This is a genomic window from Amycolatopsis albispora (genome assembly GCF_003312875.1).
GTDB lineage: Bacteria > Actinomycetota > Actinomycetes > Mycobacteriales > Pseudonocardiaceae > Amycolatopsis > Amycolatopsis albispora.
Genome location: NZ_CP015163.1, coordinates 4,891,294 through 4,903,170, shown reverse-complemented (window position 1 = coordinate 4,903,170; position 11,877 = coordinate 4,891,294). Strand labels below are relative to the sequence as shown.

The following is an 11,877-nucleotide window of genomic DNA, read 5'->3' as shown; positions in this document are numbered from 1 at the left end:
GGATTTCCCGTTCCGCGGTGGGGCTCTGGTAGCAAGGAAGGCATCGCGACGGGAGGGGCGATGCCGGACAACGGTTTCACCGTGGTGCTCCGGAAACTGCTGGACGGGCGAGTCCTGGCCGTGGCCGCGTTGCTGCTGCTGGCCGCCTGCGCGCCGCCGGACGAGGCGCCGCCCGGCGGGCCGCCGGCGATCCCGCGTCCCGTCGATGTCGGTGCGCTGGCCAGGACGCCGTGCCTGTCGGTGCCCGGCGAACCGGGCTTCGTGTCCCGGCGGGAGCTGCCGGACGACCGGATGTTCACCGAGGACGGCCCGCAGCCGGTTTGTGAGCTGACCGGGACGGGAGCGCATCCGGTGCTCAAGGTCCGGTGGTTCCCGCAGGTCCGGCCGGTGCCTTTGTGGCGGGGGCGGGTGCGGGCCGCGGAAGAGCTTTCGGTGGCGGGTTACCCCGCACTCCTGGACAACGTGGAGACCGACGGACGTGCCGACGCGCTGAAGATCTGCGCCGTCTACGTGGACCTGGCCGATTCGCAGGGGGCCGCGGTCAGCTTCACCACGCTCCAAAGCGACCCGGTGGACGCTTGCGCCGAGTCCCGCCGTTTCGCTGAACGGGTGGTGAGTGGACTGCCTTGATAGGGGGAGGCCACCCCGATTGCTCATTGTGACGACGGTGGCGGCTTGGGATCGGGGATGGGGAGGGCTGGGTGGGCGCGGTGGTTCGGTGACGCGCCCGGCCGCCGGTTTGCAGGGTTGGTGTAGTGCGCCCGGGTTTGTCGGGCGTGGGGCTTGGACACGAATGTGGCTTTCGGGGCGAAATATGCCCCGAAAGCCACATTCGTGTTCTGATTGGCGTGGTTACGGCAGGGGTTGGAGGTCGACGACCACGGCGGTGGCGTTGTCGCCGCTGCCCAGGGTGTGGGCGGTGGTCACCAGCTGGTCGGCGGCCGAGTGCGGGTCTTCGGCGCCGGACAGGAGTTCCTTGACCGCCACCATGTTCAAGGTCTTGTGCACCCCGTCGGTGCACAGCAGCAACCGGCCACCGCGGACCGGGGTGAAGGCGCGGCCGATGTCCGACTCCCGTGCGGTGCGGACCGAGTCGGTCACCACGTGCTCCATGCGCGCCGACGGCACCATGTCCTGCGAGCGCCAGAACTCCGCCAGCGTGTGGTCCACGGTCAGCTGCGACAGCACCCGCCCGTTCCACCGGTACAACCGGCAGTCACCCACCCACGCGATGTCCGCCTGCGCTTCGGCCGGTGAGTCCAGCGGCGGCAGCACGGCCACGATCAGCACGCAGTCCGCCTGCTGCTGGTCGAACTGCGACCGCAGTTCCCGTTGCGCCGCCAGCAAACCCGCGTGCGCCCCGGAATGGGACGCGGTTTCCGCGGCGACCCGCGCCGACAGGCGCGCCGCGCGGGCGGCGAGCAGGTGGTCGCCGACGCCGTCCGCGACCACGAAGGCCGTGCGTCCCGAGACCGCGTCGGTGTGGGTGGCGACCGCGTCGGCGTTGATGGAGCGCGGCCCGCGCTTGCTGACCGAATCCGACATCGGGCGCTGTCCGACGGTCAGCTGGAGCGTGGTCATCATGGCCGGCCTCCTCACGGTACGACCGGGTTCCGCCCGGTACACCTCCAGTGAACCGGGCGAAACCGTCAGTTACCGAAGATCTTTCTGAGAAGACCCTGTGAAAATCAGACGAGCGGCGGCACGATCGTGTCGATCAGGTGCGGGCCCGGCTCGGCCAGCGCCCACGAGAACGCGTCCGCCAGCTCCTCGGTGGTCGTCGCCCGGCGGGCGGGCACGCCCATGCCCTCGGCGATCTTCACGAAGTCCATGTCCGGCCCCGAAAGGTCCAGCAGCTCCGCCGCCTTCGGGCCGGAACCGTCGGCACCCACGCGCTGCAGCTCCATCCGCAGGATCGCGTACGCCCGGTTGTTCAGCAGCACCGTGGTGACGTTCGACTTCTCCCGCGCCTGCGTCCACAGCGCCGAAATCGTGTACAGCGCGCTGCCGTCGGACTGCAGGTTGATCACCGGCCGGTCCGGCGCCGCGATCGCCGCGCCGGTGGCCACCGGGATGCCCTGGCCGATCGCGCCACCGGTCAGCGTGAGCACGTCGTGCCGCGGCGCGCCGGCGGTGGCCGCGGGCAGCAGCACACCGGAGGTGTTCGCCTCGTCGGAGATGATCGCGTTGTCCGGCAGCAGCGCCCCGATCACCTCGACCCAGTTCTGCGGGGTCAGCGGACCGCTCGGCAGCGCGGGCCGCTTTTCCTCCTGCAGCACGGGTTCGGTGTCCGCGGCGACCACGTCGGCCAGGTCCTGCAGCGCGCCGACCACGTCCGCTTCGAGCCCGGCCAGCGTGTGCACGTGCGCGCCTTCGGGCACCAGGTCGCTGGGCTTGCCCGGGTAGGCGAAGAACGACACCGGCGCCTTCGCGCCGGCCACGATCAGGTGCTTGACGCCCTGCAGTTGGTACTCGACGTGCTCGGCCAGGTACCCGAGCCGCTCGATGTTGGGCAGCCCGGCACCTCGTTCGAGGCGCGCGGGGAAAACCTCGATGAACGGCTTGGCACCGGTCGCCGCGGCGATCCGGCTCGCCGCCCGCAGCCCGGTCTCCCGGCAGGCCGCACCGCCGATCAGCAGCGCCGCCGACTCCCCGGTGCGCAGCACTTCGGCGATCTGCTTGATGGTGGTCTCGTCCACTTCCTTCGGCACGCGCGCGGGCACCGGCGGGCAGGTCTTCCCGCCCTCGCCCCAGGAAACGTCCGCGGGCAGGATCAGGTTGGCCACCCGGCCCGGCGCGTCCTGCGCGGCGGCGACCGCGGCCGCCGCGTCCGCGCCGACGTCGGCGGTGTGCGCGGAGCGGCGCGTCCAGCCGTTCAGCGTGCCGGTGAGCGCCTCGATGTCGGATTCCAGTGGCGCGTCGTACTTCTTGTGGCCGATCGCGTGGTCGCCGATGACGTTGACCACCGGCGTGTGCGCGCGCCGCGCGTTGTGCAGGTTCGCCATGCCGTTGGCCAGGCCGGGGCCGAGGTGCAGCAGGGTCGCCGCCGGCCGTCCGGCGATGCGGGCGTACCCGTCCGCCGCCCCGGTCACCGCGCCTTCGAACAACGCGAGGACCCCGCGCATCTCCGGCACGGCGTCCAGCGCCGCCACGAAGTGCATTTCGGAGGTGCCCGGGTTGGCGAAGCACACGTCCACCCCCGCCTCGACGAGGGTGCGGATGAGGGACTGCGCGCCGTTCATGCTCACTGTGACTCCTGGTCGAAGAGAACGCCCGGGTTGAGGATGCCGAGCGGGTCGAAGGACTGCTTGATCCGGCGCATCAGCTCGATCTTCGCCGGGTCCTCCAGTTCGAGGAAGTGCTCCTTCTTGGCGTGGCCGATGCCGTGCTCACCGGAGATCGAACCACCGGCGGCCATGCCCGCCGCGAAGATCTCGTGCAGCAGCGCGCGCCGCTTGGCCGGGTCCTTCTGGAAGATTCCCAAGTGGACATTGCCGTCCCCGGCGTGCCCGCAGCCGACCGCGCCCGACTCGCTGGCGGTGGCCAGCTCCCGCACCTTGGCCAGGAAGGCGGGCATCTCCGCGCGCGGGATGACCACGTCGATCACGTCGTCCGCGCCGACCGACTTCGCCGTCCAGAACGCCTTCTCCCGCGCCTCGATCAGCTTGCGGGCGGCCGGTCCTTCCAGCACGTACACGTCGGCGGCGCCCAGCGCGCCGAGCAGTTCGCCGAGGATCTCCACGTCGGCGTGCAGCCGGTCGTTGTCGCGGTTTTCCAGCGACACCACCAGATAGGCCTGCGACGCGTCCCTGACCTCGTCCGGCACGCCGAGCGACAACTGTTCCTTGTAGACGATCGCGGCCATGGTCAGGTTGTCGATGTACTCCAGGATGTGCGGGTCCAGCCCGCTGGCGATGATCTTCGGCACCGCGCGCACCACCTGGTCGAGATCACCGAACGGGGCGAGCACGGTGGCGCCGTGCGGCAGGCGCGGGTGCAGCCGCACGATCACCTCGGTGGCCAGCGCGAGCGTGCCCTCGGAGCCGATGATCAGCTGGGTGAGGTCGTACCCGGTGGAGGTCTTGGTGGTCTTGCCGCCGGTGCGGATCAGCTCACCGCTGGGCAGCGCGGCCTGGAGGCCGAGCACGTTGTGCCGGGTGACGCCGTACTTCACCGCGCGCATGCCGCCCGCGTTGGTGCCGACGTTGCCGCCGACGCTCGCGCTCAGCTCACCGGGGTAGACGGTGTAGGACAACCCGGCCGCGGCGGTCTTCTCGTCCAGTTCGGCCAGGGTGACGCCGGGCTGCACCACGGCGACGTGGTTGTCGGCGTCGACTTCGAGCACCTGGTTCATCCGCTCGAAGGAGATGAGCAGGCCGTCGGGCCGCGGCCTGGCCGCGCCGGACAGGCCGCTGCCCGAGCCGCGGGCGGTCACCGGAACCCGGTGCTCGCCCGCGGCCTTGAGCAGTTCCGCGGTTTCTTCGGCGGTCGCCGGTTTGGCCACGTAGCGGGGTTTCGCCGGCTCCACGGTGAGGCATTCGTCGTGGGCGTAGTCCTCGCCCACGGCCTCGCCGGTGAGCAGGTTGGCCTGGCCGACGATGTCGGCGAGGCGTTGTTCGAAACCCCCGGAACCGCTGTCGTTCATGGCGGTGTCGACCGTCCTCTCACCTCTGCGCCGAGACCTGGTTACCGCAGGGTAGTACGGGCCGGACGAATCCCGCTATGAAGACCTTTCATGTTCTGCCGGAGCGACTCAGACGAGCCAGCCCACGAGGTGTGCCAGGCACGCCAGCGCGCTGGTGATGATGTCGTCGGCGTGGTGGGCGTGGGCGGCGAAAATCTGCATGGGTGGGAACTCCTCGGAAAAGGTTGATTTCGAACGTGAATTGCTTTCGAAAGCGATTCCGAGATTCGCAGCCGGATTGGCGTGCTGTCAAAAAGCCGCCCGGGTGCCGGGGTGGTTGCTTCGGCTCTGCAAGCAACCCCTCAGGCTAAACACGTAAGTCCTTCGGGTTTGACGGCGGGGTCCCTCGACGGGCGCGTGTTACCCGGGGTAGTTGTGCTCACTGTGCGTGATGGCCACCTGAATGCGGCATTGGTGGAGTGAGCCTGCCCGGACGGGTGATCGAATTCTTGCGCAAAGTAAATGCCGGGAGATCACCTGATCGGGTGGGCGCGGACCCGGCCGCGCCCACCCGCCGGGCTCAGTTTTCGGCGCGGGCGAAGGAAAGCGTCTCGCCCTCGACGCCGCGGAGCCACAGATCCTGCGCCGCCGCGGCGATCTCGGACAGGCCCTCCTCGATCGTGGCGAACACGTTGCCGGGCACCCAGCCCGCGTCCCCGTTGATCAGCAGGTTGTTGCGGCCGTAGAAGAGCGCGAGATCGGTCGCGCCCTGGTCGCTGTGGGCTTCGCTGCCCTCGTCGTAGCCGTACGCGGGATTGCCGATCTCCCACGCCTCGAAGCCGAAGTAGACGACGTCACCGGGGATCGGCGTGACGGTCGGGTTCTCCCGCCCCGGCTTGGGCTGGGCGAACGGCGGCACGAGCGTGTAGATCTCGTTGCGCGCGTACTTCGCGTGGTAGGCCGAGCCGCTCTGCGGCAGCGCGTTCCACACCGCCTCGCAGGTGCGCGGGGCTTCGGCGTCGAGCAGCCGCGCGCGGCAGGAAACGCCGCGCTTGTCGAGCGTGATGGTGATGTAGCGGGCCAACCCAGTGCTCCTTCTAGCTCTTGGTGACGGTGTCGACGACCTCGGCCCAGATGCCCAGCGCCTCGTCGACCTGCTCGGCGGTGACCACCAGCGGCGGGATCATCCGGACCACGTTCATCCAGGCACCGCAGGTGAGCAGCAGCAGCCCGCGCTCGGCGGCGGCCTTCTGCGCGGCCTGCGCGGTGACCGTGTCCGGTTCGCCGTCGGCGGTGGTGAACTCCGAGCCGACCAGCAGCCCGAGCCCGCGCACGTCACCGATGGCGGCGTTCTTGTCGCCGATCAGGCGGGCACCGTCGAGCAGCTGCGTGCCGCGCTCGGCGGCGTTGGCGACCAGGCCCTCTTCGGCGATCACGTCGAGCGTGGCGCAGGCGGCGGCGCACGAAACCGCGTTGCCGCCGTAGGTGCCGCCCTGCGAACCCGGCCACGCCTTCGACATCAGCTCCTGCGACGCGGCGATGCCGGACAGCGGGAAGCCGCTGGCCAGGCCCTTCGCGATGAGCACGATGTCCGGCCGCACGTCGAAGTGGTCGTGGCCCCAGAACTTGCCGGTGCGGCCGAAGCCGGTCTGCACCTCGTCGAGCACCAGCAGGATGCCGTGTTTGTCGGCGCGCTCGCGCAGCCCGGCCATGAACTCGGTGTTGGCCGGCACGTAACCGCCCTCCCCGAGCACCGGCTCGACGAAGAACGCGGCCACCTCGTTCGGCGCGGTGAGCGTGGCGAACAGGTAGTCCAGCTCGCGCAGCGCGAACTTCGTCGCGGTCTTCTCGTCCCAGCCGTAGTGGTAGGCGTAGGGGAACGGCGCCACGTGCACGCCCGACATCAGCGGCGAGAAGCCGGCGCTGAACCGGGTGCCCGAGGTGGTCATCGACGCGGCGGCGACGGTCCGGCCGTGGAACCCGCCTTGGAACACGATCACGTTCGGCCTGCCGGTCGCCTGGCGCGACAGCCGCAGGGCCGCCTCCACCGCCTCGCTGCCGGAGTTGGAGAAGAACAGCGAGTCCAGCCCGGGCGGCAGCACGCCGCCGAGGCGCTCGGTCAGTTCGAGCAGCGGCTTGTGCATCACGGTGGTGTACTGCCCGTGGATCAGCTTGCCGATCTGCTCCTGGGCGGCGGCGACCACCTTCGGGTGGCAGTGCCCGGTGCTGGTGACGCCGATGCCGGCGGTGAAGTCGAGGTGCCGCCTGCCTTCGCTGTCGAACAGATAGGTGCCCTCGCCGTGGTCCACGACGACCGGGGTGGCCTGCTTGAGCAGGGGGGAGAGCTGGGCCATGGCAGCGGTGCTCCTTCGGACGGGGTCTCTTGTCGATTGTTGACAATATGCATAGCATGGCCATCGGACCGGGCGCAATGAATGCGGACAGGAGCGGTAGTGATGGGCGAGATCAGCGAGGCCGGGGTCGTCGACACGGTCGCGAAGGAACTTTTCATCGGCGGGAAGTGGACCGCCGCGGAAGGTGGCCGGACCTTCCCGGTGCTCGACCCGTCCACCGGTGAAGCGCTGTGCCAGGTGGCCGACGCGTCCCCGGCGGACGGCATGGCGGCGCTCGACGCGGCGGTGGCGGCGCAGGCGGACTGGGCGCGGACGGCGCCGCGTGAGCGCGGCGAGATCCTGCGGCGCGCCTACCAGTCCTTGGTGGACCGCACCGAGGAACTCGCGCTGCTGATGACGCTGGAGATGGGCAAGCCGCTGGCCGAGTCGCGTGGCGAGATCGCCTACGCGGCGGAGTTCTTCCGGTGGTTCGCCGAGGAGGCGGTGCGCATCGGCGGTGACTACTCGGTGGCGCCGAACGGGTCCGGCCGGTTCCTGGTGGCCAAGCAGCCGGTCGGGGTGTCGCTGCTGATCACCCCGTGGAACTTCCCGATGGCGATGGGCACCCGCAAGATCGGCCCGGCGGTGGCGGCGGGTTGCACGATGATCATCAAGCCGGCCGCGCAGACCCCGCTGTCGATGCTGGCGCTGGCCGAGATCCTGGCCGAGGCCGGGTTGCCGGAAGGCGTGCTCAACGTGCTGACCACCAGCGACTCCGGTGGGGTGATGGAGCCGCTGATCCGCGACGGCCGCGCGCGCAAGCTGTCCTTCACCGGCTCGACCGCGGTCGGCCGGAAGTTGCTGGAGCAGTGCGCCGACAAGGTGCTGCGGACCTCGATGGAACTGGGCGGCAACGCGCCGTTCATCGTGTTCGACGACGCCGACCTGGACGCCGCGCTCGAGGGCGCGATGCTGGCGAAGATGCGCAACATCGGCGAGGCGTGCACCGCGGCCAACCGGATCTACGTGCAGAAGGGCGTGGCCGCCGAGTTCGGCCGCAGGCTCACCGAGAAGATGGCCGCGCTGCCGATGGGCCGCGGCACCGAGGACGGCGTGGTGGTCGGCCCGCTGATCGACCAGGCCGCGGTGGACAAGGTCAGCGGCCTGGTGCGCGACGCGGTGGAGCGCGGCGCCAAGGTGCTCACCGGTGGGGCCACTGTGGACGGTCCGGGCAACTTCTACCAGGCCACCGTGCTGACCGAGGTCCCGCTCGACGCCGACATGGCCACCGAGGAGATCTTTGGCCCGGTGGCGCCGATCTATATCTTCGACACCGAGGAGGAGGTGCTCGCTGCGGCCAACGACACCGAATACGGCCTGGTCAGCTACCTCTACACCAGCGACATCAAGCGCGCGCTGAGGGTTTCCGAGCGGCTGGAGTCCGGCATGGTCGGGCTGAACCAGGGCCTGGTGTCCAATCCGGCGGCGCCGTTCGGCGGCATCAAGGCCTCCGGGCTGGGCCGCGAAGGCGGCAAGTTCGGCATCGACGAGTTCCTCGAGACCAAGTACATCGCGGTGAACCTGTGACCGAGTACCAGATCGCGAGCATTCCCGGCGACGGCATCGGCGTCGACGTCACCATCGAGGCCCGCAAGGTGCTCGACCGCGCGGCCGGGCTGCACGGGTTTTCGTTGCGGTGGACCGAGTTCGACTGGAGCTGCGAGCGGTACACCGAAACCGGGCGGATGATGCCGGAGGACGGGGTCGCGCAGCTGGCCGCGTTCGACGGCATCTTCCTCGGCGCGGTCGGCTTTCCCGGCGTGCCGGACCACGTTTCGCTGTGGGGCCTGCTGATCCCGCTGCGGCGCGCGTTCGCGCAGTACGTGAACCTGCGGCCGGTGCGGTTGCTGCCCGGCACCACTTCGGTGCTGGCCGGGCGGTCGGCCGAGGAGCTGGAGATGGTGATCGTCCGTGAGAACTCCGAGGGCGAGTACTCCCAGCTCGGCGGGCGGCACAACACCGGGCAGCCCGGTGAGTTCGTGCTGCAGGAGTCGGTGTTCACCAGGGTCGGCGTGGAGCGGATCATCCGGTACGCCTTCGAGCTGGCGAAGACGCGGACCGGCCGGGTGTGCTCGGCGACCAAGTCGAACGGGCTGATCCACTCGATGCCGTACTGGGACGAGATCTTCGCCGAGATCGCCGCCGAATACCCGGATGTCCACAGTGAACAGTGCCATGTGGACGCCTTGGCGGCGCGCATGGTGCAGCACCCGGAGCGGCTGGACGTGGTGGTGGCGTCGAACCTGTTCGGGGACATCCTGAGCGACCTGGCGGCGGCGGTGACCGGCGGGCTCGGCATGGCGCCGTCGGGCAACATCAATCCGCCGGGGGAGCACCCGTCGATGTTCGAAGCGGTGCACGGCAGCGCGCCGGACATCGCCGGGCAGGGCATCGCGAACCCGGTGGCCCAGGTGCTCGCGGGCGCGATGATGCTCGACCACCTCGGCGAGGCGGCGGCCGCCCGCGCGATCAACTCGGCGGTGGAAAAGGTGCTGGCCGACGGCTCGGTGGCGACGCCGGACCTGGGCGGCAGCGCCACCACCACCGACCTGGGCAGCGCGATCGCGGACGCCCTCACCTGAGCCCGTGCAATGAATGTGGCTTTCATTGCGCCTGACGCTATGAAAGCCACATTCATTGCGTTCACAGCCCCGGACGGCGGCGTAGGGCGGCGAGGGTGAGGGCACCGGCGCCCGCCAGGCAGAGCCACGCGAAGGCGTCCCCGACGGTGCTGTAGACGGTGGCGGTACGAGCCTGCACCGACAGGTTGGCGACCAGGGTCTGCTGGTCCGTCCGGAACCAGTCCGTGCTGGCGAGCACCCGGCCCTGCGCGTCCACAGCTGTGGACAACCCGTGTGCGGAGTCGCGCAGCATCGAATAGCCGTATTCGACGTTGCGGAAGACCGCCTTTTCCGCGTGCAGCTCGGAGAACTCGGCCCAGTCGTTGGCGGGCACCAGCAGCAGGTCCGCGCCCTTGTCGGCGGCCTGGCGCATGAGGTGCGGGAAGTCGGCGTCGTAGCAGATGACCCCGGCGATCCGGCCGTACGGAGTGTCCACAGTGGGCACCACACCCGGCCCGGGTGTCATCGGCTCCATGGGCGTCGGCTGGCTCTTGTCGTAGGTCCAGGCGATCTCACCGGACGGCGTGATCATGGTGCTGAGGTTGCGGATGTTCGGCGCTTCGGCCGTGTACATCGCGTACGCCAGGTTGACGTAGGCGCCGGTTTCCCGCGCGATCACGGTCGCGCGGTCGAGCAGTTCACGCTGGTCCCCCTCCAGGACGCGGGCGTGGGTTTCCGGCCAGAGCACGATCTTCGCGCCCGCCACGGCCTGGCGGCGGGTCTGCTCGAGCAGGTCGTCGGTGACCGGCGCGAAGGCCGCGCGGACGCCACCGGGATCCGCGGCCACCACCGCGCCCGCCCGCCAGTATTCAACCTCCATTGTGGACAGTGCGCTCGCGGTGCGCTCGTCGGCCGCGCGGGTCGGGCTCACCGCGGCGACGCGCACCGAAGTGTCCGCGGGCGCGAAGAAGGCGAGCCGGGCGGCGCCCCCGGCGAACACCGCGGCCAGCACCAAGCCGTAGACCACGAACCGGCGCGCGTTGCGGGTTTCCCAGGCCCAGACCGCGGTCGAGGCAAACCAGCCCATCAGGAACGTGATGCCGTACACGCCGGTGACCGAGGCCAGCTGCAGCAGCGGCAGGTTGGCGTGCTGAGTGGACCCGAGCGCACCGTAGTCACCGAACCGGACCACCAGCGGGAACAGGTACTCGGCACCGGCGAGCGTGACCGGGAAGACCAGCGTGCCCAGGAAACCGGGCAGGCGCGGCGTGAGCAGCCGGTGCGCGACGAAGGCCAGCCACTGCAGCAACGTGAGCACGGCGAAGGCGAGCAGCGCGGCGGGCACGAACAACAACGTGGTCGCCGCCAGCCAGACGAGCGTGCCGATGGCGAGCGCGCCGAGCACCTTGAGCAGCCCGCGGCGCGCGGCGAAGGTGAACAGGAGCAGTGGGATGGCGAACAGCCAGGCCGCGAGCGGACTGGCCCAGTTGGTGTGCACGGTCAGCGCGAGCAGGGCGACGCCGGACCACCAGAGCAGCTTCGTTTTGGTCACCGGGTGACGCTACGAACCGGGACGGGGGCGGCACAGCGGCCGACCGTCGCCGCCCGGCCCTGACTTTCGTCAGGGATTTCAGTGCAGCGTGGTGCCCGGCAGCAGCCGCTGCACGGCGTCCTCCATGTGGGCTTCCAGCAGCTTCAGCACGGTTTCCTCGTCACCGGCGCGGATGGCGTCGATCAGCTGGTTGTGCTCGTCCACGCGTTCCTCGACCCGCTGGTAGGTCTGCTGCAGCATCGAAAGGCACATGCGGGTCTCGATCAGCAGCGTCTGCGTCATCCGCATCAGCCGGCGGCTGCCGGATTCGGCGACCAGCACCTCGTGGAAGCGCAGATCGGCGTCGGACAGCGCGGTCGGGTCGTCCTCGTCGGCGGCCGCGGCCATTTCACGCACGATCTCGTCGAGCGCGGCGGCGGCCTTTTCCCGGTCACCGCGCATGATCCGCAGCGCCGCCGCCCGCTCGATCGCCGCCCGCGCGACGTAGATGTCGTACACGTCGTCCGGCTCGAGATCGATCACGAACAGCCCGCGGTGCCGTTCGCTGCGCAGCAGCCCCTCGGAGACCAGCCGCTGCATCGCCTCGCGCAGCGGGCCACGCGAAACCTGGAACCGCGAGGCCAGCTCCGTCTCGCCCAGCTGCGTGCCGGGCGGCAGCGCGCCGTTCATGATCGCGTCGCGGAGCTGCCGCGCGATGATGCCCGCGGTGGACTCCCGGTTCACCGGTTCGATGTCGGCCAGCGGCAT

General features: G+C 70.1%; 10 protein-coding genes. 3 read left to right on the top strand and 7 right to left on the bottom strand.

Annotation, left to right across the window (positions count from 1 at the left end):
• Positions 1 to 60 precede the first annotated feature (60 nt).
• Positions 61 to 630, top strand: a complete 570-nt coding sequence (locus tag A4R43_RS23050) for a hypothetical protein (protein WP_113694243.1) — start codon at positions 61 to 63, stop codon at positions 628 to 630.
• Between the two features lie 222 nt (positions 631 to 852).
• Here A4R43_RS23050 and A4R43_RS23045 read toward each other — a convergent pair whose 3' ends face one another.
• The 5 genes from A4R43_RS23045 to A4R43_RS23025 all read right to left on the bottom strand — a co-directional run bounded on the left by A4R43_RS23045 (position 853) and on the right by A4R43_RS23025 (position 6,978).
• Positions 853 to 1,584 (bottom strand): PP2C family protein-serine/threonine phosphatase, encoded by a 732-nt coding sequence (locus tag A4R43_RS23045; RefSeq protein WP_236808201.1) that lies wholly within the window; start codon positions 1,582 to 1,584, stop codon positions 853 to 855.
• Positions 1,585 to 1,688: 104 nt separating this feature from the next.
• A complete protein-coding gene (locus A4R43_RS23040) occupies positions 1,689 to 3,242 on the bottom strand; it encodes an acetolactate synthase large subunit (RefSeq protein WP_113694242.1) in 1,554 nt (517 codons plus the stop codon).
• A gap of 2 nt (positions 3,243 to 3,244) precedes the next feature.
• Positions 3,245 to 4,645 (bottom strand): FAD-binding oxidoreductase, encoded by a 1,401-nt coding sequence (locus tag A4R43_RS23035; RefSeq protein ID WP_113694241.1) that lies wholly within the window; start codon positions 4,643 to 4,645, stop codon positions 3,245 to 3,247.
• A gap of 559 nt (positions 4,646 to 5,204) precedes the next feature.
• Positions 5,205 to 5,708, bottom strand: a complete 504-nt coding sequence (locus A4R43_RS23030) for a DUF3830 family protein (RefSeq protein ID WP_113694240.1) — start codon at positions 5,706 to 5,708, stop codon at positions 5,205 to 5,207.
• A 13-nt stretch (positions 5,709 to 5,721) separates the two neighbouring features.
• Positions 5,722 to 6,978, bottom strand: a complete 1,257-nt coding sequence (locus tag A4R43_RS23025; RefSeq protein ID WP_113694239.1) for an aspartate aminotransferase family protein — start codon at positions 6,976 to 6,978, stop codon at positions 5,722 to 5,724.
• A gap of 102 nt (positions 6,979 to 7,080) precedes the next feature.
• Here A4R43_RS23025 and A4R43_RS23020 point away from each other — a divergent pair, with 102 nt between their 5' ends.
• A complete protein-coding gene (locus A4R43_RS23020) occupies positions 7,081 to 8,544 on the top strand; it encodes an NAD-dependent succinate-semialdehyde dehydrogenase (protein ID WP_113694238.1) in 1,464 nt (487 codons plus the stop codon).
• Positions 8,541 to 9,599, top strand: coding sequence for a tartrate dehydrogenase (locus A4R43_RS23015; protein ID WP_113694237.1), 1,059 nt, complete (start codon positions 8,541 to 8,543; stop codon positions 9,597 to 9,599). The genes A4R43_RS23020 and A4R43_RS23015 overlap by 4 nt, the downstream gene beginning before the upstream one ends.
• Before the next feature lie 61 nt (positions 9,600 to 9,660).
• On the opposite strand, the gene A4R43_RS23010 is transcribed toward A4R43_RS23015, so the two are convergent.
• Together A4R43_RS23010 and A4R43_RS23005 are read right to left on the bottom strand one after the other, a co-directional pair.
• Positions 9,661 to 11,130, bottom strand: coding sequence for an apolipoprotein N-acyltransferase (locus tag A4R43_RS23010; RefSeq protein ID WP_113694236.1), 1,470 nt, complete (start codon positions 11,128 to 11,130; stop codon positions 9,661 to 9,663).
• A 78-nt stretch (positions 11,131 to 11,208) separates the two neighbouring features.
• A complete protein-coding gene (locus A4R43_RS23005) occupies positions 11,209 to 11,877 on the bottom strand; it encodes a GntR family transcriptional regulator (protein ID WP_113694235.1) in 669 nt (222 codons plus the stop codon).

Coding starts and splice junctions, on each gene's coding strand:
- A4R43_RS23050 (WP_113694243.1), top strand. CDS start 61: ATGCCGGACAACGGTTTCACCGTGGTGCTCCGGAAACTGCTGGACGGG.
- A4R43_RS23045 (WP_236808201.1), bottom strand. CDS start 1,584: ATGATGACCACGCTCCAGCTGACCGTCGGACAGCGCCCGATGTCGGAT.
- A4R43_RS23040 (WP_113694242.1), bottom strand. CDS start 3,242: ATGAACGGCGCGCAGTCCCTCATCCGCACCCTCGTCGAGGCGGGGGTG.
- A4R43_RS23035 (WP_113694241.1), bottom strand. CDS start 4,645: ATGAACGACAGCGGTTCCGGGGGTTTCGAACAACGCCTCGCCGACATC.
- A4R43_RS23025 (WP_113694239.1), bottom strand. CDS start 6,978: ATGGCCCAGCTCTCCCCCCTGCTCAAGCAGGCCACCCCGGTCGTCGTG.
- A4R43_RS23020 (WP_113694238.1), top strand. CDS start 7,081: ATGGGCGAGATCAGCGAGGCCGGGGTCGTCGACACGGTCGCGAAGGAA.
- A4R43_RS23005 (WP_113694235.1), bottom strand. CDS start 11,877: ATGCCGCTGGCCGACATCGAACCGGTGAACCGGGAGTCCACCGCGGGC.